The organism is Methanococcoides vulcani (assembly GCF_900111645.1).
Classification (GTDB): Archaea; Halobacteriota; Methanosarcinia; order Methanosarcinales; family Methanosarcinaceae; genus Methanococcoides; species Methanococcoides vulcani.
This window is the reverse complement of the sequence record NZ_FOHQ01000002.1, coordinates 19293-42230: the sequence shown is the minus strand read 5'-3', so window position 1 is coordinate 42230 and position 22938 is coordinate 19293. Positions and strand designations below refer to the sequence as shown.

Below are 22938 nucleotides of genomic sequence, written 5' to 3'. Positions count from 1 at the left end.
GTTTATCTATTGAAAATAGATGTCAACGATATTTAACACTTACTTCAAAAAGATGCAAGGAATTCCCGAAGGATCCCTTCAAGGTCTTCATTATCAGAATACTCTTTCACAGTGACATTACCATTGGTATTTCCCAGTATCATGGCAGAGACATTCGTATCCGGCCTATGGACACAAAGTATTGGAATACCCTTGTTTATCGCTGAACAAACCTCATAACCCACACCTGTAGAAGCCATACTGACCTCTGCGATCATGCATTCGCTTGTCTTTAGAAAACCCATGTCACGTTCGTATATCTGGCTCTCGCTCATAAGGGACTCCGTCATTTCAACACCATCGTGAGCCACATGCCAGCTCAACACCTCATGCCCGTTCCTGCGAAGATATCCGCAAATGAACTGATACACGGGAAGCAACTGTCTCCCCCCACGAATAGAGCCGGAAAGGAATACCTTCATAGAACTCCCCTCATGTAATGCCCTGAAGTGTAACCGTCAGTAATATCTTTGCATTTGCCGGGTTTTTTTCCATCCAGAGCACCACGATAGCGTTGTGTGACCTTTTTCACCTTCGAAGCATCCATTGTCCTTGCCTCGATCCTCACCGCTGCCACACCTGCCTTGATAAGCTTGCCAATATTCTCGATCATGCAAAGCTCTTTTGAGTTCAGCACATGCATCCTGCAATCGTTATCCATTAGCAACGGGAAGCAATACTCTTTCTCATCGAACAGCTCGAACTCTCCGTCCTCGCACGGCCGGGAACAGCCAGTTCCTTCATTGAAGATATCACCGACCATACAGTAACGTGATTCCATGACCTCAAGCCTGCCGTGGACAATACACTCCACAGGACCACATTGTGCGACATCCTCTACCTGGGACAATGACATTTCCGGGGATAATACCAGCGAACCTGCACCAAGCTGCTTCATGGATGCATAGGAATGAAGATTGAAAACATTCATCGGACTGTCCGCGACAACCGCCAGACCTGTTTCCAATGCAAGCCTGAATGTACCGTAGTTCGAGACCACAGCACCATCAAACCCAAGCTCCTTTGCAAGCCTGAGTGTTTCCTGCACTAGACCCATAGATTCATCCGATACGATCTTCGGAGTGTTCACGTAGATCTTCCGACCCTCTTTTCTGCATCTCTCGAAAGCTTCCTTCATGTCCAGAGGTGCTCTGCCCCTGAAAACTTCCCCTCCGATATAGATGACATCAGCCCCGCCATCAATAGCAGCCTCAAGTCTCCGGGAATCATCCACACTTACGACCAGCATGGGCTTACCCGGATGTACTTCTTCACAGGCAACATCCGACAAGTTACAGCTGCTATCTGTAGAACGTCTCCACTTTTCGATCCTTGCAGCTTCCAGTCGGGAAACTGCCAGGTTCCTGATATCGTTAAGTGCCCTGATGGGGATGAATACATCTCCCGTAACAGTCACATCCATATCAACCGGCTCAAAAACAGAATTGCCTAATTTTGAGAGCTGCTGGATGATCTGCTCTTCAGTTGTCGGTTTCTTCTGGGCGACCTCAACAACATAATCAGAATACACAGACACCGCATTGTCATCAGCATCCACCATTTCCAGCTGCAATACCGAACCTGCAGCGATGTCTGTCCTGATCCTCACAGGCACTTTCCGGATAGGCTTTGGAGATGTGAATGTCTTTTTCAGGGAGTCCATTAAGGACCGGTCCATAGTTCTGTAGATAAAACTCCCGGAACGAACCTTTTCAAAGAATGGGATCTCAACAACATCGCCTTTTGTACCGGAATCAACTTCTTCACCATCCAGGACCATGCGTGTGATGTTCTCACCTGCATTTCCCAGCCCTTCAGCACCGATACCGTCACCTAACGCCAGTTCGGTGGAAAGCTCTACTATGATCCGCCTTTCATCGCTGTTGTAGCCTACAACAGTACCTGCGACCACACCTCGGTTGTATGGTTGCTCACGGCTCATCATGCCTGTTGTTGATGTACCCTCAAGATAAACATCCGTAAACTCCCTGTTGAAAAGCTGTTCAAGTACAAGGGACTCCTCAGGGGATACGAAATACGAATCCGGATCATCCATGTAGCGATCGATCAAACGTTTGTATGTGCTCACAACACCTGCCACATATTCCGGCCTTTTCATCCTGCCTTCTATCTTGAAGGAATCCACACCTGCTTCGATCAGCTGTGGCAGCATTTCTGTTGTGTTAAGATCTTTCGGGCTTAATAGATAAGGACCATCAGTGTCAACCACTTCACCATCCATTTCCAGTTCGTACATCTTCCTGCAGGGCTGGGCACAATGACCGCGATTACCACTCCTGCCGCCGATCATACTGCTCAGGAGACATTGACCGGAGTAAGAGATACAAAGTGCACCATGAACGAAAGTTTCGATCTCAATGCTGGTAGCCTGCTTTACAGAACGTATCTCATCAAGGGACATTTCCCTTGCAAGCACAACCCTTTTGACACCAAGATCTTCAAGAAAACGTACACCTTCGCTATTATGAATGGTCATCTGGGTGCTTGCATGTATCGGAAGTTCAGGGACGATTTTCCTTGCAAGGGAAAGCAAGCCGATATCCTGGACAATGACCGCATCTGCACCGTATTCGCTCAGGGAACACAGTATTTCTGCAGCTTTTTCGATCTCAGAATCCTTGACCAGAGTATTCACTGTGACAAAGACCCTGACACCGCGAAGATGTGCATGATCGATAGCTTCACGTATCTCTTCAAGGGTGAAATTGCCGGCATAAGCCCTTGCACCCAGGGTCTTCGCACCAAGATAGACAGCATCTGCGCCGTTTTCCACAGCAGCTATGAAGGATTCCCAGTTGCCTGCCGGGGCCAGAAGTTCAGGTCTTTTTCTCATGATCAATCAGTACAAATGCATGGGTTCTTCCCGCATGTAGGACATACAAGCGGATACTTTTCCAGGAATGCTTCCTCAAGGTCGATCTCGAAGAGATTTGCCAGAGCGCCTATCCAGGCAAAACAATCTGCAAGCTCTTCCCTCAGGTTTTCCATGTCCTCCCTGCGAACTGCCTCTGCCAGTTCCCCGATCTCCTCGACCAGCCAGAGAGTAGTTGCAGCAGCTCCTCTGCGTTTATCATTGTGTGCGTACAGGTCGTACATCAGTTTCTGGAATTCTGAGATCTCCATATTGTCAGCTCCTTAAATGTTATCAGGATAATTGATTGTGATCAGAGCCTGACAGGGATATCCTTTTTCCTCAGTGCTTCTTTCACGTCACGCACAGTGTACTCCCCAAAGTGGAAGATACTGGCAGCAAGTCCGGCATCGGCCTTACCATCAATGAAACCTCCATACATGTGCTCAGGTTTCCCGACGCCACCGGAAGCGATGATAGGGATCTCAAGCTCTTCTGAAAGTTTCCTTGTGATAGGGATATCAAAACCATCATAGGTGCCGTCACGGTCCATACTTGTCAGCAAGATCTCGCCGGAACCAAGCTCTTCGACCTTCTTCGCCCACTGGACAGCATCCAAGCCTGTGGGTTTGCGACCACCATAGATCACAACTTCATACCATGCAGGAGTTCCGTCCTCAAGCTCGAGAATTGTCTTGTCCTGATTGTTCTCAATATCCAGATTGCGTCTGCAGTCGATAGCTGTCACAATACACTGGGAACCAAATATATCGGAAGCCTCTTTGATCAGCTGAGGGTTCTTCACCGCAGAAGTGTTGATGGATACCTTATCTGCACCTGCACGCAGTATCTGCCTGACATCCTCGACAGAATTTATCCCTCCACCGACGGTCAGGGGGATAAAGACCTCGTCAGCAGTACGCTCTATCACATCGATCATTGTTGAGCGCCCTTCGTGGGATGCTGTAATGTCCAGGAAAACAAGTTCATCAGCTCCCTGTTCATTGTAGCGTTTAGCAAGGTCCACAGGGTCGCCTGCCTTTTTGAGATCTACGAATTCAACACCTTTGACAACGGTGCCACCTTCTGAATCAAGGGTGACATCAAGACAGGGGATAATCCTCTTTGTAAGCATAGTTTAGGTAATGAATGTCCTCTAATTAAATGTTGTTGAAGGATGAGAGTATGTGCTCAAAAGGACATGCTCCATCGTCACTCTGAACGGTATATTTAAACGCTATGAGCCACATAAAAAACGGCTAATGTATTTAAAGCGTATTGCCCTTGCAATCCTGATGGTCCTTTTTTTAACAGGCACATCCTCCGCTGCAGATGATTTCCAGTATGAGGAGATCTGGGTGCATCAGGGGGTCTTTGATCTTGCAACCGGAGATCGGGCATCCGCAGAAAAATACACTGTCAAGCTCCATGAGATCAATAAAGATGAGAACCGTTTTTCCGCCACATTGCTTCTATACGTTGAAGGCGAGTTCCGGAAGAGCTTCTTTGTCGATGATTCGTTGAACAATGAGTTCATCCATGAAGGGGACCTCACGGTAAGAACGCTTTCAATTGACGGAACGAAACTAACTCTCGAACTGTATCTTCACGAATACGAACTTGTATGGATACCATCAGAAAGCAGAAAGTTCGCTGTCGAAGACATGGCACAGGTGGACAACACCGCCATCAGGTTGCTCAATGTGAGTGACAACGTTGCAACCCTGGAAGTTACAATCAATGAAAAAACCTATGTTGACGAATACGAAACAAACGGCTACAAGAAGTATTCAGATGACATACTGTTAAGGGTAACATACATTGACAGGAACAACAAAGAGATAAATTTACAGCTGTACCAGCCAGGTGAACCCGACTTCAAAATAGAGATCAACGACCTTGGAGAGGAATATTCCCCCAACATGCCTGCTTCTTTTGAGATATACCTGAAGAACACAGGAACGATACCTGCAAGAGGTATCACCATCACTGCATCTGCCAGTAACGGACAACTTGATCCGGTAAGCTACGAGCTTGCAATGCTTGATACATTGAAGATCCACAAAATACCTGTCAACCTTACATTACCCGAAACACCGGTCAAAGAGAACATAATGATCGATGTGAACGTTGACGGTTATGACTACATGGGAAACAACTACCGGGATTCCACTACAGCACAGACCATTGTGGAACCGTACATATCTATTGAAAAGGCAATTGACACCCATCTTCTGAAAGAAGAGGACAAAACTAAAAGAAAGATCATCGTCGAGATGGTGGTCTACAACAATGCAAGTATTGGACATGAAGTTAACATACATGACCCAATACCTTCAACTTTTATGCCTGTGGGAGTGGAATCAGCGGACTGGACAGTATTCATTGGTGCCGGAAGATCAGAGAATATACGATATAAGGCATTGCCCACAGTCGCAGGAGTGTATGAACTGGGACCGGCAATTGCAAGCTGGTACTCACAGGGGGAAACTTACAGCGTTGTATCTGATGGTGCTGCAGTGACCATCGATGTTGAAGGAACATCACTGGAGGTCGAGAAGGATGTCAGTCTCAGTGATGTTTTCACAGGAGAGGAGGTCGACGTAACGGTCACTATCACGAACATCGGAAAAAGTGATGTAGAGGTCTCTTTAACAGAGGATATACCTGCTGGATTCAGGTTCGTCAGTGGAGAAGATAACTGGGAAGGCTTACTTGAGGCCGGAGACAAAAAACGGCTCACATATACGATGCTTGCACAGGAAGAAGGCATCTTTGACCTGCCGCCTGCAATGGTTCCCTACACCGATGAAGATGACATCCAGGGAACATTCGAATCGAACATGGTCAGACTTTACGTTTACTCACTTGAACCAGCTGACATGAATATCGAAAGTGAGAACACAAAAATTGATAATGAACCCCTCTCAAGAGGAGAACATGCCAGTTTCCTGTTATCCGCATTTGCCACGATAGCAGGCGTACTTTCCATAATCCCGCTTATTGCATATTTTTATATACGCAGGTCACATTAAATAACTGGAAAAGGCTGCAGTAAACGCATAACATCAAATTTATCTGAAACTAAAGGAGGATCTAGAACGGACATTGTGGGAATAGGCACAGCAGTATTGATATTCGCACTGTTCGCTGTTATTGTGTTGTATCTGCTTGTCAACTACTCTTCTTTACTGGCAGCCATCGTACTGCTTGTAGTCCCGTTAGTTGTCATTGTTGCTATACCTGAGACCGCAAATACATTTCTGGCACATGAACATGCAAGACTTGCAGGAGGACTTGTGCCCATCAACAACTATCACCTGTTGCTGTTCGTCTGGTCCACCATCATAGGGATCATACTTTACACTGAGTTCCTTACGTGGTACCTTTCAAAGAACAAAAGATCAGTAAAATAAAAAACAGATTTGTGAAATAAAAGATCAAAAAATGAGAGGGATGAGCTTTCACTCATCCAGCCTGTAGTAATATTCACCCTGTGCTTTCTGTTCCCTGTCCAAGCGGGAACCCTGTTTGTTCACCCTTGGACGTGCTGTGTCCTCATCCCTTCTGAAAGTGATATTAAGGTCTGAAAGGAACTTGTTCATACCATCCTGCATACTCGATGGACGGTGTGCCTTACCATAAACAGCAGGCTTACCTTCGAATACGATCAGCCTTTCGCTGAGCATGTCGATCATGTAGATGTCATGGTCTACCACCAGAGCGGTCTTACCGTTGTTCTCAGCAAATCTCTTGATGGCCTTTGTGGCAAGGGAACGCTGTTCCACATCAAGGTGTGCACTTGGCTCATCAAGAATGTACAGGTCAGCATCCCTTGAGAGACATGCAGCAATTGCCACCCTCTGCAGCTCACCACCACTGAGATCATTGAGCATTTTCTCAAAGAGAGGTTCAAGCTGGAGTGGCTTGACAACTTCTGCCTGATAGTAACTTGTATCGAACCTGCGGGTAATGCTCCTCAGGAACATCTGTACCTGCATCGAATCTTCACCTTTGATATACTGTGGCTTGTAGGAGATGGAAATATCAAGGTCCATCTCACCCTCATCGGGCTCGACCTCCCCTGCAAGTATCTGGACAAAAGTGGATTTACCAATACCATTCGGACCTACGATACCGATAACTTCTCCCTCTTTAAGCGAGCCAGCATCTGTCTCCAGTGAGAAAGTATCACCGTATTTCTTGGAGAATGCACCATAATCCACAAGCGATGCAATATCCGTTCCCACGCGTGGAGGGTGGACCTCGAAAGTAATGGCATCCGGACGGATACGGACGTTCTCTTCAGGAAGAAAACCCTTAAGGTACTGGTTGATAGCTACACGTACACCTTTCGGATGGGTTACTACACCGTAACCACCAGGCACACCATAGGCCACCTGGACCACATCCGACAGCATATCCAGTATAGCGAGATCGTGTTCCACAACAAGAACTGCCTTTTCGGCTGAAAGCTCCTGTATGAGCTTTGAAGAGTTTATACGCTGGTAGATATCCAGATATGGACTAATCTCATCAAAGAAGTAGAAATCTGCATCCCTTGCGGCGCAGGCTGCAATGGCAACCCTCTGCAGTTCACCACCACTGAGGTCTCCAATATTGCGGTCGATTATAGGAGCCAGATCGAGTCTTTCAACAAGCTCATCCAGTACACCGCGCTCATCGGTACCCTCCAGGAGATCACGGGTCTTCCCTTTGAAAGCTTTCGGGATCATATCCACATACTGTGGCTTTTGGGACACCTTGACCTTGCCATCGATCACGTCCTTGAAATAATCGTACATGGCAGTTCCTGAATAGTGCTCCAGAACCTTATCCCAGTCGTTGTTATCGCCACCGAAGTTAGGGACGATCGCTCCTGACAGTATCTGGACGGAGGTACTTTTACCAATACCGTTAGGTCCAAGGATACCAGTGACCCTGCCCACCTGAGGAGTGGGGAGTCCATACAGGGCAAATCCATTGGGACCATACCTGTGGGTTGGTTCGGTCAATGCTTCAGGAAGACCGATTATCATAATAGCATCAAAAGGACATTTGTTGACACAGATTCCGCATCCTACACAAAGTTCTTCGGAGATAATGGCCTTGCCGTCCTCTCCAAAGACAATGGTCTCATCGCCGGTCCTGACCCTCGGACAGTATTTTTCACATTCGTGGCTGCATCGCCTTGGCTGGCATCTATCCTTGTTCAATATTGCAATTCGCATAGGGCATCACTGAAGTTATTTAATGGAATGTATAAATTAAATTGAATTAAACTAAACTGAACTGGCTGTGGAAATTCAAAAAAAGCAGGATCATGGGCTGTGTCAGTTCAACAACAGCGTCCATGTCACAAGACAGAAGTCAATTACGATGAATTCGACGTAGAACCAATCCTTGACACCGAACTCCTTCGTATCTATCTTGATGGCGGGATAGATAACACGCTGCGCATAATATGCCAGCACAGCAACGATGATCAATGCTGCATACCAGGGAGTTTCAGTACCTGCGCCGAACCTGTAGAAGGCACCAAATCCTGCGATCATACCAATGAATGCAGCGATAGCGGTCTTGACTATACCTTCTACATGAGCTGCCTTACGTTCCTCGGGTGTCTTTTCCTTGATGATCTTAGGCTTTGAGACAACAGGAGCGTCAGACTGATCTGCATTATCCTTTGTGCCACCTGACTTCTTTTTGCTTTCTTTTTTCAATTGGCTTCTTCTCCTGAGATAAATATGATTGGGTGTTATAAACATCAGAACATATATAAACGTTTATTCCTGAAGCATAAAAATTACAAAATCAGAGGAATTCATTGCCAAGAATGTTGTCAACATCCTCAAGGCAAACAGCTCCCCTTCCAATGCTGTTCAGGTGAGAAGCGAATTTTCCGGGACGATCTCCACCCGGATGATATACCAAAGTCATTTCGGGATCGACCTTCTCGACCATATCCACAAGCCCGTTCGCATCCAGATGGTCACTTATCTGAAGGGAGGGATAATAATAGTCCTGCCTGCCCGTCATCACATATTTGGCCATGTTACGGGGCAGCTTCCCTAGATCCCACGGAGGCACGATGCAAATAGCATCCCCATCAAACTCGCCCAATCCCACAAGCTCCCCGGGTTCGTCCAGAAGCCTGTTTGAAAGCATTAGTGATTTTTCTTCCATGGCAATAGGACCATCATGTCCGATCTCACGCAAAAGCTCCACTGCACGCTGTGCCTTTCCAAAAGCATATGCTCCAAAAGCAACCTGTGAGCTGGATTCCAGGGCACTCCTGAAGCCCTCGATGTCATCCTCAAAGTGACAAGAAGGATCGGCATGGTCACCGTAATTTGCCTCGGTTATCAGCAGATCACATTTGGGCAATGCGGAAGGGTCCTTCACATCTCCTGTGACAAGTATCCGCGTTCCGACATCATTTTCCCAGTAAAATGCAACCGCTCCTGCAGTATGCCCTGTGGGATATGTCCGGACAGTTGTGCCATTGACCTCTATGGATCCGCACATGTCAACGGTCTTGCCTTTGAACTTGCGATCATGTCGTATCTCAAGCGCTACTGCGGTCTTATCAGTACAGACCGAAAGCTCAGAGAGCATGGCAGACTTCCCGTGGTGATCAGAATGAGCATGTGTTATAAGATAGGCATCTGGTTGAGGTTGTTTTTTCGGGACACGTGTGGAATCAACGGAAAATGTGCAAACCTTTCCATCTTCTGACCTGAACCTTACGGCAAGATGGGGCTTGAAAGTTCCTCGCGAATTCTTCTGGCGGCATGCCAGAACACCCATGTCTATCAACCGATCCAAATGATACCTCAGTTCAGGGATATGTATCAAGGTATTTACATGTTGTCAGAATGAAGAACTTAGAAAGAATAAAAATGAAGGAAAATGAGGGAGGAATTAATGAAGAAAAGGAAAAGCTCATACGAGCTTGCTAAGCTCTGAGCGAAGTACATCGGCACTTGTCACACCGGTGAAACGCTTGACCTCAGCTCCGTCCTTCTCAATGATGAGAGTAGGGACTGCACTGATACCGTATTTGCCTGCAAGGGCATTGTTCTGGTCAACATCCACCATCTTGAATTCTACCTTGTCGCCCATCTCACCTTCAAGCTCCTCAAGGATCGGTTTCTGCATCTGGCAGGGTCCGCACCATGTTGCGGTAAAGTCCATTACTACTACATTGCTCATTGATAATCACCTTTGGTTTTGTAAAAGTAAAAAGGGTAGTGTATGCTTCACACAAAACCATGTTGTTATTCTATAAATAATTTTTGCCTTTATTACTGAGTCCAAAGATCGTACATCAAGGGCCCAATTACAAAATAAACAGCATAAGCCACTTACTTCCGTTTGATATTACTGTAATACATACACTCATCAGGAGTGAAAATCGGTATTTCTTCCGAACCCCTGACCATCTTTACAGGTGCACCACGTATCAGAACGCACGGAATGCATTCATCTGCTTCACCCATTAACAACTGGGCAGCAGACACCAGATTATCTGCGACCGCCTTGCGTGTAATATTAAGGGTTTTTCCGAACAGGTCACGTGAGCCTCTTGCATCCTCCACAGGGACGATGCCTGATGTGCCCAGTGCTACACCCATGCACCCAAGGCGCAAGGGCTGCGTACGGCTGTCCCCGATTATCACTCCGAGATGACAGCAGCAAAACTCCTCTAAACCGGCACGGATAGTAGCTGCACTCTTCTGTGCGTTCTCAGGCAAAAGGACAACATGTCCCTCGGGAGCGTTGGAGCTATCGATACCGGCATTCGGGGAAAGGGTTCCCTTTGTAATAGTAAGGGCTGCTCCCGGCACACCGCCGATAATATCATCACATTCACACAGGACAAGTTCCATTTCCCGGGAATCAACACAGTACTTACCTGCAAGCTCCTCTGCTTCTTTTCCGGGTATGACAGTGGAAAGGTCCACCATCCTTCCTTCTGCTGTGGCTACCGCAGACTCTGCCAATACCAGGACATCCCCGTCCTGCAGGAAGATCTCATGCTCGTTGAAGGATGAACATAGCAGATTCACCATGTCATCGCCGGGCTTGATCAGAGGAGTACGTACACCAATGATCTGCATTGAAGGAAGTTCAGAGCTCAATTCATACACCACCGGATAAATAATCGGACATTATCTTGATAGCACAGTATTCACCGCACATGGAACAGGGACCTGTCTGCGGGCACATTCCCTTTGGCTTATCAGGGTCAAGAGCAAGTTCCATCTGCCCTCCCCAGTCAAAATTCGCGCGTCTGTCAGCAAGGAGCTTATCTCTTTCATCCAGACCGTATTTCATAGAATCGCCAATATGTGCTGCGATCCTGAAAGCGATCAGTCCTTCCCGGACCTGCTCAGGTGTCGGGAGGGAAAGGTGTTCGGCAGGAGTGATGTAGCAAAGATAATCAGCACCGTTGCCGCTGGCAATACTTGCACCGACCGCACCAGAGATATGGTCATATCCCATACCGACATCAGTTGGGAGCGGACCGGCCACAAAGAGCGGGAAGTTCGAAAGGGAACGGTGCGCTTTGATGTGCTCAGGAATATCATTTGCCTGCACATGACCGCCCATGCCTTCGATTATTACCTGCACACCTGCTTCATTTGCCTGTTCTGCAAGCTTTGCGTTTGTCTTGATCTCCATCATCTGGGGACTGTCGCAAAGGTCATGGACACAGCCGCTTCGCATGGTGTTTCCAAGTGAAAGGACGACATCGTTCTTTTTCAGTATTGAAAGGACCTCATCGAAATTCTCAAGATAAGGGTTCTCACAACCGTCCTTGAGCATCAGCACACTGGTAAAGGAACCGCCCTTTGAGACCATTCCCATGATACGACCTGTGCCTTTTAATTTGTCAAGCATCTGCTTTTCCACACAATGAACCACAACAGAGCTTACCCCTTCGTCCACCTGTTTTCGGAGATAGGAGAGCACATCATCGCCTGTAACATCCTTCATCCCGCATTCCACCACTGCCTGGTAGACAGGTACAGTGGTGATCGGCAGGGTAGTGTTCTCAAAGACCATCTTCCTGATGGCAGAGATATCGCCACCCATTGAAAGATCTGTGATGGTATCAGCACCATATTTCTCTGCGATCCTGACCTTTTCCAGCTCCGCATCGGGATCAATGCTTGCCGAAGATGTCCCGAGGTTAACGTTGATCTTCGTGGTTGCGCCTTTACCGATCGCAACAGGCGGACAGCCTTCACGAACCATCACAACAAGACTTCCATCAGCAACCCGTGCCAGCACAGTTTCCTCATCGAGGGACTCAACTTTAGCCACATGTTCCATTTCCGGAGTCAGCGTGCCGTTCTTTGCGTATTCTACCTGTGTGGATCTCATATTATTCTACTCTTAAATGTCGTTTTTATAAATTATTGTAAAGCGGAAATTCCCGCCATTTCAAGAAGTTTAGGTGTATTGGAATTGCCCCCTATAGGCATCATGTGGACTCCCCTGCACATCTTCCGAAGTTCCCGGATGCTTTCAGCAGCTATCTCGAGCCCTTCCTGAACAGGGTCTTCAGCATCTTCCATGCGGGATATCAGTTCATCCCCAACCCTTATTCCAGGAACGTTACCATTCATAAAACGTGCCATTCCTGCCGAACGCAGTGGGATGATCCCTGCTATCACCGGGACATCCGGATGTGTGAACGAATCCATGAACTCGCCAAAGCCTTCCACGTCATAGACCGCCTGTGTCTGTATGAACTGTGCGCCTGCATCGATCTTTTTCTTCAGTTTTATCATCTGCATCCTGCGTGCTGCCTCCGTATTGGAAACTGCACCTATAGTAAATGACGGAGCACCTGCAAGCTCATTGCCTGCCATGTCATGCCCATCCATCATCTTAGTAATAAGTGAGAGAAGCTGCACAGAATCCAAATCATACACCGGCTTTGCACCAACATGGTCACCTTTAGTGGGATAATCCCCGGTCATCACACAGAGATTCCTGATGCCAAGGACAGATGCCGCCAGGATGTCGGACTGCAATGCCAGACGATTTCGATCACGGCATGTGAACTGCACTATCACTTCATGACCGGCATCCATCAGTAATTTGCCTACCACTACCGGACTCATGCGCATGACCGCATGCTGGTTGTCCGTGATATTGATAGCATCCACCCATCCCCTGATAAGGTCTGCATCCTCAAGTGTTGCCGAGATATCAGTACCCTTTGGGGGTGCCACCTCTGCGGTCACAATGAAGCGGTCTGAATTGAGCGCATCGTTGAAAGTTGATAGCATCGTGGAGTAAATATGTAGGTTTGGTTTTTAAATGCATCGCGACAGTTAGAAATATCTCGGTTCAGTTCTCCCTCTCGATGAGTTGCATGACCACGATGGAGAGAACACCGCAGATCACAGTGATCCACAGCAGGAGCGGGCCATACTCACCCTTTCCCCACCAAAGGTAAGCGAGATATAATGCTGCAACCAGTGCTGTGGTGGAAAGATTGAGGAAAAACTTACTTCACCAGCCTATCCTTGGCATCCCGAACCTCATCCAGCAGATCCAGCCGTCCGATCCTCTCAAGACGCTCGTAGATCAGCTCCCAGGCACAATCCTTCTCAGGATCAACCTCGCACTTGCCATCCATGGAACCACCGCAGGGACCATTAAGCAATTCCTTGGGACACTGGGCTGTGGGACAGACACCCCCGAACTCGGCGATCGTGCATTGCCCGCACATGGCACAGAGATGATGTATGATCTTGTCCCCTGCCATGGCACCCAGGGATTCGGTGTTGTTGGCAGGATAGACATCCACATCCACAAAGCGTGCGATGTTCGATGTTCCGCTTCCACATGCCATTACCAGCACTGCATCAGCATCCTTTATTTTAGGTGCAAGTTCCTCAAGATATTCACGTGAGCGAACACTGCATGCAGCCTTTGCAACAACTCCACCGATAACGTTCACTCCGGCGTCTTTAATGTTAGAGGACATTTCCTCGACCTCCGGCTCTCCCCCGACATGCTGTTTGGCAGCGCATACACTGCAGCCTATAATAAAAACGGACTCTTTGTCCATCAGCATGTCAAGGATCTCGCTAAAGGGTTTGGAAGATGAGATTATCATGGTTACCTCAGATAGCTGAATTCAATATCAGATTCCTGTTTTAATGCTTCTTTGATCATCTTTGATATCAGCGGAAGGTTCCTTGCCTGACATTCGAGCTTATCGGCAAGCTTCCTGACCTGGAGCAATGTGCCCATTACAATGACATCGGTCTTCTCGGTCTCATGGGAGACAGCATCACGTTCAAGTGCTGCATCTCCTCCCCGTGCCAGGATCTCCTGTTTTATGATCAGGGCCTCGGTTGTGGTAATGTTACTGATGCGTAGCACACGGCTTACAGTCTTATCTTTCATAATTGTAGAACCCGTCCCGGTAACGCCTATATTTCGCATTGCAAGAGCTGCATCATCGGTATTTGAGATGTCCAGTATACTGACCTCAAAGCCGCTCTCTTCCACGACCGGCTGCCTGCTGCGTATGGCGCCTGCGATCCTTACAACATCAGATGTCTCTGCAACGTCATGGGTACGTATGATATGTGCACCCTTCTGGACAACGATCGCTGCTGCTGCCAGACTGCCATACAGGCGTTCGGTTGCAGGTTTGTTAAGCAGGTCCCCAATGAACGACTTGCGGGAGATGGCTGCAAGAAGCGGCTTTTCGAACACTTTCAGACGGTCGAACTGGTCTATGGTCTCAAGGTCGTAGATAGGAAGTTTTTCAGGGACCCATTTACCGATGGCAGGGTCAAGAATTAGCTGGTCGGTGTCGATCCCGCGTTTTTCGGAACGCACAAGGATGTCGTTAAGGGAACGCATTATGGCATCCATACCTATGGGGTCACCGGGAAGCTTTCCCGCTGCCATGACAACGGCCGGGCAGCCATGGTCTGCAACCACATCCAGCATACCGCCATCTGTTGCAAAACCTGCCACATCGTTGACAACGTCAGCGCCTTTTTCCAGCGACCTCTCCGCAATATCCGCAAACATCGTATCCACGGAGATCACAGCATCCACGTTGTCATTCAGAATCTTAAGAGCAGGTAAAAGGCGGTTGCATTCCTCCTGTTTTGTGATTGGGTTTGCCAGCGGCCAGGTAGATCGGGCACCCAGGTCAATGATGGCGGCCCCATCATCAACCATCTTATAAGCAACATCAAGAACTGAATCCGCGTCGACCACAGACCCCTTGTAAAAAGATTCACGGCTCAGGTTTATAACACCCATTAAACGCACCGGGTGCTCATCGCCTACTCTCAAGCCACATATGTCAACGTCAACAACCATTGTATAACCAGTGATTATGAGTTTTTATCAATTATATATAATACGATTGAAAAGAAAAAATGCAGACTGCCTTTAAGCAGTCTTCTGTGCTGCCATCAGGACATGCTGCATGAGTATGGAAATGGTCACAGGACCAACCCCGCCCGGCACCGGAGTGACCAGAGCAGCTTTCTTAATGACGTTCTCAAAGTCAACGTCCCCGTAGACCTTACCGTTCTCTTCCGTGATACCAACATCAAAGATCACAGCACCTTCCTTTACCATGTCTTCCTTGATGAGATGCTTCACACCTGTGGCAACCACAAGGATGTCTGCTTCTTTCGTGAACTTAGAGGTATCCTCGGTGAACACATGGCACACGGAAACAGTGGCATTCCTGTTCACAAGCATTGCTGCCATGGGTTTCCCCACAACGTTGCTGTGACCTACGATCACTGCGTGCTTGCCCTGTATATCAATGTTGTATTCCTCAAGTGCACGAATGACACCCTTTGGAGTGCATGGCACAAGTTCCTCGATACCAATGAGAAGCTGTCCCATGTTGAAGGGATGGAAACCATCCGCATCCTTTGCAGGATCTATGGCGTTCATTGCTTCCTGCTCATTGAGATGTGCGGGAAGCGGAAGCTGCAGGAGAATACCATGGATATCCTCCCTTGCGTTCAAGGTACTGATGATGTCAAGAAGTTCTTCCTGGGTCGTGGACTCTGGAAGCGGGTGATCCTCTGCATAAACGCCTACGCGGTCACATGCTTTGTGTTTTAACCTCACATACATCTTTGATGCGGGGTCATCGCCAACAAGAATGGTGGCCAGTCCGGGAGTTATTCCTTTTTCGCTTTTGAGCTTTTCAACTCCGGCCTTAACCTCTGCTTCCACTTTCTTTGCGACAGCTCTTCCATCAATGATCTTGGTCTGGTCATCGTTAGGCATTACAGATCCACCTTTGTGTTAATTTATTTCAAGTGCTCGTATATCGGGAAACGGCTGGACAGTTCCTGCACATCCGCATTGACTGCTTCAAGAACTGTATCGTTGTCCTTGTTGTTGAGGATGGTCTCGAAGAAGTCAGCGATCTCCACCATCTCGGCTTCCTTCATTCCACGGGTTGTTGAAGCAGGAGTTCCTGCCCTCAGTCCGCTGGTAATGAAAGGACCTCTGGTCTCGAATGGGATAGTGTTCTTGTTGATGACGATACCTGCCTTGCTCATGACGACCTCTGCGTCCTTTCCGGTGATGTCGTACTTGTTAAGGTTCAAAAGCATGAGGTGATTGTCGGTACCTTCGGAGACAATATCAAAGCCTCTTTCCTGGAGTGCTGCACAAAGTGCTTTTGCATTCTTTATGGTCTGTTCCTGGTCCTTCTTGAAAGCCTCGCTCTGTGCTTCCTTGAATGCAACTGCCTTTGCAGCAATGATGTGCATAAGAGGACCGCCCTGGATTCCCGGGAAAACTGCCTTATCAATGCCTTTTGCATATTCTTCCTTGCACATTACCATTCCACCCCTTGGACCGCGAAGGGTCTTGTGCGTGGTAGTGGTCACAAAGTCAGCATGTGGGAATGGGTTTGGGTGAACACCGGCAGCGATCAGACCTGCGATGTGTGCAACATCCGCGAGCAGGTATGCTCCGACCGCATCTGCAATTTCCCTGAAACGCTTGAAATCAATGGTTCTGGAGTATGCGGATGCTCCTACAACGATCATCTGTGGCTTCTCTTCCTTTGCTATCTCCATAAGTGCATCATAGTCAAGCATCTCATTCTCTTTGGAAACACCATATGGCACGATGTTGTAGAGCTGGCCGGAGAAGCTCACAGGACTTCCGTGGGAGAGGTGACCACCGTGGGAAAGGTCCATTGACATGATCTTGTCGCCTGGCTTAAGCACGGAGAAGTAAACGGCCATATTTGCGCCTGAGCCGGAATGCGGCTGGACGTTCACATGTTCTGCATTAAAGATCTCCTTTGCTCTCTCGATAGCAAGGGTCTCTGCAATATCAACAAATTCACAACCACCATAATAGCGCTTTCCGGAATAACCTTCTGCGTACTTGTTGGTCATAATGCAACCCTGTGCTTCCATGACCGCACGGCTTGTGTAGTTCTCTGAAGCAATAAGGTTCAGCTTGTAATCCTGGCGCTCTGCCTCCAATTCCAATGCATTGGCAATTTCTGGGTCGATATCTGAGATATAAGACATAGTTTATCGTTCCTTTGATAGCTATCGTTTTAATTGAGCAATTGATTATAAGATAGATACGATCCTGCCATCCACCTTCAATCTGTCTTCAGCGAACAGTTTTACGGCCTCAGGGTAGATCTTATGTTCCTGTTCCAGGATGCGGTCTGCAAGCGTGTCTTCGGTGTCCCCCTCAAGCACGGGAACACATCTCTGGAGGATTATTGGTCCGGTATCCATTCCTTCATCAACGAAATGCACTGTGCAGCCGGCGACCTTGACACCATAATCAAATGCCTGTTTCTGCGCATGCAATCCCATGAAGGATGGTAAAAGTGCGGGATGGATGTTCATCATCCGGTTCTTATAAGCTTCTATTACATCCTTGCCAATGATACGCATATATCCTGCAAGGAGAACCAGCTGTGTATCATATTTCTCAAGCGTCCTAAGAACCTCTTCCTCATAGCCCTTCTTTCCACCAAAGGCTGAAGGATCTATGAATACCGCATCAATACCTTGATCGTTAGCTCTCTCAAGTGCATAGGCATCCCCTTTATCACTGACAACCACTTTGATAGCAGCATCCGGAATATAGCCATTTTCAATATTATCAATGATGGACTGCAGGTTCGAACCGCGTCCAGAGACAAGAACTGCAATATTGAGAGTCATTGCTCACCCATACGAGATTGCTATATATTAGAGTTTTGGGGTTATATGAGCAGAAATACCAGGATCACGTTTTTTTCAGAAAGAACTAAAAAACAATTTGAGGAATAAAAAGTGCATCCGATCAGTTTTCCTTTCTGTGCCTTGCCCTCTCATTGATAAGGGTTTCAAGATCGTCAGCATCGGATAATGAATTAAGTTCATCCCTTTCTATAAGCACAGTGTTCTCCACCGAATCATACCTGCTCTTGCCTTCCACAATGAAAACAGATTGCGTCTGGATAACATCCGAGATACTGCTCATGAGGTGGGCTCGCTTTAGCATTGCATTGCTGTACTCGCTCACTCCTGTAAGGAAAGTGCTGGAAAAATCCTTGGAAACTGCCTTAAATGGTGCCTGGTTCGTCGAAAGGACATCATAGCCCAGTGTATAGATAAGGTTCAGGATATTATCATTTGGAGGAGTAGCCCTCTCTGATTCTTCTTTGGCGCCTGGGGACTCCATTTCTTTCTCAAAGCTGCGCAGGATGTCAATGGATCTTGCAAGCGCAACATCAAGGATCTCCTCAAGATGCAAAACAATGTCAATTGAAGCATCCATCTGTCCTTCTTCATATTTACTGATGGTACGACGGGACACTCCAAGCTCGGAAGCAAGCGCTCCCAGTGACATCGAGATATCCATTCTTGCGTTCTTCAGCACATCCCCGTCTATGGACACATACAGCCCACCGGGTGCTGCGGATACAAGCGGAGGAACACTCTCTACAAAATAATCATACAGCGTCTGGACATTCAACGCAGGTATATCATATCTCATATACACTACGCTATCCTCAAGCATCTGGTCACGGGTCTTTGCACCCACAAGTATCGGATAACCACCAAGATACTCTGCCAGAGCTATCATTTCCCGGGCAGTCTCTTCGTTCAGACCGTCAATGTTGTATAAGACCTTACAGAATAGGAGCGTATTATCCTGACGTGCAGCAAGATCGAAGCTCCGAGGCCTGATATTGCATCGATTTGAAACCGTGAAATCAGCGCGTTCCAATACCTCAATGATCTGATGTATCAGAATATCCTTGGTCATGACGATAAATCATTGTTTGCACATCTATATAAAGGTATTTGTTAGTATATAAACGAACACGGAACAAGAGAACATGATCATAGCTATAGATGATACCGATTCCAGAGAGGGAATGTGCACCACATACCTGTGTGCAATGCTGATGGATGAGCTGAAAGAGTACGGTGATATCATAGACAGCCCGATACTCATACGCCTCAATCCGACAATACCCTACAAGACTCGTGGAAATGCATCTACAGCCTTTGAAATTGATACCAATGAACCGGAAAAGGTCATGGAACATGTGATCTCAAGAGTTGAAGAGCTGGCAGAACTGCAAAGCGACATGACAAACCCGGGGATCGTGTTCATCCCCGAAGGTGAACAGGAAAGGGTAAAGGAAGCACTCGGGAACTTCTTCAGGCAGGCTGTACGCGAAGTGCTGGAAATAGAGGACGCAAAGAACCTTATTTCAGAACTTGGCCTGCCATCAAAGGGATTGAAGAATGGAAGAGGTCTTATCGGTGCACTTGCTGCCTGTGGTGCTATGCTCAATCCCGGATGGGATCACACTTACGAATATCTTGCATACAGGGAAAAGGACGCGTGGGGAACGCCAAGAGAGGTCGATGAGGAAAGTGTAAGAAAAGCAGACCTGGAAACATATCCGGACACGTGGGATACTGTGGACTGTGCGAACGACCTTGTGGTCTGTGTCCCGCATGCAGGAGACCCTGTGCTTTTCGGCATCCGTGGCAACAGCATTGATGTGGTCACAAGAACCTCCCGGATGATAAGCTCCGAACCTGTAGAACGCTACATGGTCTACCGGACAGACCAGGGAACAGACCTTCATCTTATACCTGTAGAAAAGATCGCGGATATCAGGGACCTGCATTCCTACACTATCGAAGTGACAGTGGCAACCGATCCACAGACCATCAGGGGAGGACATACCATATTCTCCATCCGGGATGATTCAGGAGATGAGATGGACTGTGCTGCTTATGAGCCTACCAAGAACTTCAGGGAACTTGCCCGCAAGTTCATCCCGGGAGACAGGATCGTATTCTCAGGTAGTGTTAAGAACAGTACGCTGAATATCGAAAAAATAAAGATAATATCCCTTGCAGAAAAATATGAATCTGTTAACCCTTCGTGCCCGGAATGTGGCAAGAATATGAAATCCGCAGGCAAGGGACAGGGTTATCGCTGCAAGAAGTGCGGAACGTCTGCCGATTCTGCTGAACGTGTAGAAGTAGAAAGAGATATTGAGACGGGAACATATGAGGTCCCTCCATGCGCACGCCGACATCTTGCAATGCCTCTTGTACGCTGTATGAAAGAAAATGGGAAGATATTCCCATCAAGATGATCTTTCAGTCTTCCCGAAGCTCATCGAGATTAGCTATCGGAGGAGTTGTCCTTTTATGCATGTTGGCCCTTAAACGCCTCAGAAGCGAATCGATGTCCTCCATGGGAACTCCAAGCCTTGCACTTACACGTTCATGGCCTTCACCTGCAAGTATAGGTTCCAAAACCCTGTCAATGGTCTCATAGGGAACACCCAGGTCTTCCTCGTCGGTCTGCCCTTCCCACAGTCCTGCAGAAGGTGCCTTGTTGAGGATGCTTTCAGGCAGGCCAAGCATCCTTGACATTTCCCTGACCTCGGTCTTGTACAGGTCACCAATAGGTTCAAGGTCAACACCGCCATCGCCGTATTTTGTGAAGTAGCCCAGAAGGATCTCCGTCTTGTTACCGGTACCCATCACGACCCTGCCAAGCATATTAGCATAGTAGTAAAGTACAGACATCCTTATCCTTGCTTTCAGGTTCCCGTCAACAGGAGCTGTGGCTTCAGAGATGTCAGGCATTATACTCTTGTAAGAACCAAGGACATCAGAGATATGTATCACCTTGAGATCGATGCCCAGTATCTCTGCAACCTCTTTTGCATCATTTACTTCGGATTCGGGAGTAGCGTTCTCCGGCATATGGATACCCAGTACATTCTCAGCACCCAGCGCTTCAACAGCAAGATATGCCACAAGTGCTGAATCAATGCCACCGCTGATGCCTACAACAGCTCCGGGTATCCCTGCTTCACCCAGCTTTGTCCCGATAAAATCCACAATAATATCCTTCGCTTTTTCCATGTCCATGCTATCAAGTTCCATTTGATGATATAATAGGAGCTCCATTATGGCCAGCTCCATATTTAGATTTCATGTTCAAATACACTGCATATGACATAACCTTTAATACAGTGGTCACAGAAATTATTCTAAATATATTGTAGGTGCTATAATGAATCTGATGCGATCTGAGATACTGGGACTTGATAAGATATTGAAGGGTGGATTCCCAAGACCTTCTGCCATACTAATAGCAGGTCCGGCGGGTTCTGGAAAGACCACAATTGCAATGCAGTCGGTCTTTACTGCCTCCGAGAAAAAGGAGGTGTGTATGTATGTCACATCATTGAACGAGCCTATTGCAATGGTCAACAACTTCATGTCAAAGCTCAGTTTTTACAATATTTCCCTGCTGTCCACCGGCAACATGAACTACATACCTATCGGCACCGAAACTCTTGACAAAGGTATCTATTCGTTCATGTGGAACCTCGAGGAATCCATCGAGAAGATAAAGCCGGACCGGATTGTCATTGACCCAATAACTGCAATCGGAAGCACGCTTGACAAGGAAGCAAAACGCAGGTTCTATTACGACCTGTTCCTGCGCATGAAAAAATGGGATGCCTTGGTGATCGCGACCGGAGAGTTCACAAAAGAAGAACTTATGACAAGTGACCTGAGCCATGTTTCCGATGGTGTCATTTACCTGTCCGATGATGAGGTTAATAAACGCCGGGTGCGCCACCTTGAGATACTTAAACTGAGAGGTCAGGGGTACAGGACCGGAAAACATCCATTTACAATAACAGATGAAGGCGTAATCCTCCACAAGCAGGAACTGCCTGAACCGGACATGCCATATTCCACGAACCGTGTTTCAACGGGTGTTGCCGGGCTTGACACTATGACAGAGGGAGGAGTTTTCGAAGGCTCCACAATGCTCATATCCGGTAGCTGTGGTGCCGGCAAGACCACTATCGGAACCCAGTTCATTGCAGAAGGAGGAAGCTCCGGTGAAAAGGGCATGATCGTTTCTTTTGTCGAATCCGATAAACAGACGGTCAACAATGCAAGATCTATCGGACATGACATCAGCGGCCATATTGCTTCCGGACTCGTCAGGGTCCTTTACACCAACCCTTCCGATCTTGAAGCAGGAGAACATGCTATCAAACTCCGGTCAATGATAAAGGAAATGGACATCAAACGTATTTTTGTGGATGACATCCATGTATTCAACGACCTTATGACTCCTTTTGATGCAAAGGACCACATCAAGCTCCTTGCAGATATCTTCAGATCGAACGGTATCACAGCAATGTTTGCACAAAGAACGGATGTGAACGAAACGATGCAGGATATAAACGACTATGGAATGGATTCCTCTGTCCTGCTTTCCCTGAGAGAAGAGGAAGCAAAGACCGGAAAGACAATTTCCGTACTCAAAATGCGTGGAAGTGCACACGATACCGGCATAAGGCAATTCGAGGTTAGAAGTTCCGGAGTTGACATCATATTACCATCCTCCCAGTGAAGGGGAGGATGCATAGTTATAAGCCTGATGAGAAATATCAAAATATGAACACAGGC

22 protein-coding genes are annotated in these 22938 nt (G+C 47.5%); 4 read left to right on the top strand and 18 right to left on the bottom strand.

From position 1 onward, the window contains the following. Positions 1-44 precede the first annotated feature (44 nt). Genes BMX02_RS03505 through hisF form a run of 4 tightly spaced genes read right to left on the bottom strand, consistent with a single transcriptional unit; the run spans position 45 to position 4046 of the window. On the bottom strand, positions 45-461 hold the full coding sequence (locus tag BMX02_RS03505) for a nucleoside 2-deoxyribosyltransferase (RefSeq protein WP_091689211.1): 417 nt from the start codon (positions 459-461) through the stop codon (positions 45-47). Next, positions 458-2893, bottom strand: coding sequence for a U32 family peptidase (locus BMX02_RS03500; RefSeq protein ID WP_244625296.1), 2436 nt, complete (start codon positions 2891-2893; stop codon positions 458-460). The genes BMX02_RS03505 and BMX02_RS03500 overlap by 4 nt, the downstream gene beginning before the upstream one ends. A gap of 2 nt (positions 2894-2895) precedes the next feature. Beyond that, complete coding sequence (locus BMX02_RS03495; protein ID WP_091689209.1) at positions 2896-3183, bottom strand: MazG nucleotide pyrophosphohydrolase domain-containing protein; 288 nt, start codon at positions 3181-3183, stop codon at positions 2896-2898. 41 nt (positions 3184-3224) lie between these two features. Continuing rightward, positions 3225-4046: an imidazole glycerol phosphate synthase subunit HisF gene (gene hisF, locus BMX02_RS03490; protein WP_091689207.1), complete on the bottom strand. Its 822-nt coding sequence runs from the start codon at positions 4044-4046 to the stop codon at positions 3225-3227. A gap of 127 nt (positions 4047-4173) precedes the next feature. Between hisF and BMX02_RS03485 the strand changes: the two genes are divergently transcribed. Then, positions 4174-5946 carry a COG1361 family protein gene (locus tag BMX02_RS03485; protein WP_091689205.1) on the top strand — a complete coding sequence of 591 codons (1773 nt, stop codon included), beginning with the start codon at positions 4174-4176 and terminating at the stop codon, positions 5944-5946. 75 nt (positions 5947-6021) lie between these two features. Then, positions 6022-6327, top strand: coding sequence for a hypothetical protein (locus BMX02_RS03480; protein ID WP_244625294.1), 306 nt, complete (start codon positions 6022-6024; stop codon positions 6325-6327). 48 nt (positions 6328-6375) lie between these two features. Here the strand turns inward: BMX02_RS03480 and BMX02_RS03475 are convergent, their stop codons facing one another. The 13 genes from BMX02_RS03475 to BMX02_RS03415 all read right to left on the bottom strand — a co-directional run bounded on the left by BMX02_RS03475 (position 6376) and on the right by BMX02_RS03415 (position 19228). After that, positions 6376-8142, bottom strand: coding sequence for a ribosome biogenesis/translation initiation ATPase RLI (locus BMX02_RS03475; RefSeq protein WP_091689203.1), 1767 nt, complete (start codon positions 8140-8142; stop codon positions 6376-6378). A gap of 102 nt (positions 8143-8244) precedes the next feature. Beyond that, a complete protein-coding gene (locus BMX02_RS03470) occupies positions 8245-8634 on the bottom strand; it encodes an EMC6-like membrane protein (protein WP_091689201.1) in 390 nt (129 codons plus the stop codon). Between the two features lie 91 nt (positions 8635-8725). Next, positions 8726-9721, bottom strand: a complete 996-nt coding sequence (locus tag BMX02_RS03465; RefSeq protein WP_091689199.1) for an MBL fold metallo-hydrolase — start codon at positions 9719-9721, stop codon at positions 8726-8728. Between the two features lie 135 nt (positions 9722-9856). Beyond that, complete coding sequence (locus BMX02_RS03460) at positions 9857-10126, bottom strand: thioredoxin family protein (protein ID WP_091689197.1); 270 nt, start codon at positions 10124-10126, stop codon at positions 9857-9859. 152 nt (positions 10127-10278) lie between these two features. Then, positions 10279-11055, bottom strand: a complete 777-nt coding sequence (gene cofE / locus BMX02_RS03455) for a coenzyme F420-0:L-glutamate ligase (RefSeq protein WP_244625292.1) — start codon at positions 11053-11055, stop codon at positions 10279-10281. A 1-nt stretch (position 11056) separates the two neighbouring features. Next, on the bottom strand, positions 11057-12304 hold the full coding sequence (gene thiC / locus BMX02_RS03450) for a phosphomethylpyrimidine synthase ThiC (RefSeq protein WP_091689195.1): 1248 nt from the start codon (positions 12302-12304) through the stop codon (positions 11057-11059). Between the two features lie 32 nt (positions 12305-12336). Continuing rightward, positions 12337-13218: a methylenetetrahydrofolate reductase gene (locus BMX02_RS03445; RefSeq protein ID WP_091689193.1), complete on the bottom strand. Its 882-nt coding sequence runs from the start codon at positions 13216-13218 to the stop codon at positions 12337-12339. 221 nt (positions 13219-13439) lie between these two features. Next, positions 13440-14054 carry a methylenetetrahydrofolate reductase C-terminal domain-containing protein gene (locus BMX02_RS03440; RefSeq protein ID WP_091689191.1) on the bottom strand — a complete coding sequence of 205 codons (615 nt, stop codon included), beginning with the start codon at positions 14052-14054 and terminating at the stop codon, positions 13440-13442. 2 nt (positions 14055-14056) lie between these two features. Then, entirely contained in the window at positions 14057-15283 is a 1227-nt protein-coding gene (gene folP / locus BMX02_RS03435; RefSeq protein WP_091689189.1) for a dihydropteroate synthase, read from the bottom strand. A 72-nt stretch (positions 15284-15355) separates the two neighbouring features. Continuing rightward, positions 15356-16216: a bifunctional methylenetetrahydrofolate dehydrogenase/methenyltetrahydrofolate cyclohydrolase gene (locus BMX02_RS03430; protein WP_091689187.1), complete on the bottom strand. Its 861-nt coding sequence runs from the start codon at positions 16214-16216 to the stop codon at positions 15356-15358. 23 nt (positions 16217-16239) lie between these two features. Then, complete coding sequence (gene glyA, locus BMX02_RS03425; RefSeq protein ID WP_091689185.1) at positions 16240-17484, bottom strand: serine hydroxymethyltransferase; 1245 nt, start codon at positions 17482-17484, stop codon at positions 16240-16242. 45 nt (positions 17485-17529) lie between these two features. After that, positions 17530-18138 (bottom strand): phosphoribosylglycinamide formyltransferase, encoded by a 609-nt coding sequence (gene purN / locus BMX02_RS03420; protein ID WP_091689183.1) that lies wholly within the window; start codon positions 18136-18138, stop codon positions 17530-17532. A gap of 121 nt (positions 18139-18259) precedes the next feature. Further along, positions 18260-19228 carry a transcriptional regulator gene (locus tag BMX02_RS03415; RefSeq protein ID WP_091689181.1) on the bottom strand — a complete coding sequence of 323 codons (969 nt, stop codon included), beginning with the start codon at positions 19226-19228 and terminating at the stop codon, positions 18260-18262. 73 nt (positions 19229-19301) lie between these two features. On the opposite strand from BMX02_RS03415, the gene BMX02_RS03410 reads away from it, so the two are divergent. Continuing rightward, entirely contained in the window at positions 19302-20585 is a 1284-nt protein-coding gene (locus BMX02_RS03410; RefSeq protein WP_091689179.1) for a tRNA(Ile)(2)-agmatinylcytidine synthase, read from the top strand. Positions 20586-20589: 4 nt separating this feature from the next. On the opposite strand, the gene BMX02_RS03405 is transcribed toward BMX02_RS03410, so the two are convergent. Continuing rightward, the gene (locus tag BMX02_RS03405; RefSeq protein ID WP_281245781.1) at positions 20590-21411 is read right to left on the bottom strand and encodes an NAD+ synthase; all 822 of its coding nucleotides are present in this window, start codon (positions 21409-21411) and stop codon (positions 20590-20592) included. 106 nt (positions 21412-21517) lie between these two features. On the opposite strand from BMX02_RS03405, the gene BMX02_RS03400 reads away from it, so the two are divergent. Then, positions 21518-22882 (top strand): ATPase domain-containing protein, encoded by a 1365-nt coding sequence (locus BMX02_RS03400; RefSeq protein ID WP_091689177.1) that lies wholly within the window; start codon positions 21518-21520, stop codon positions 22880-22882. Positions 22883-22938: the final 56 nt, after the last annotated feature.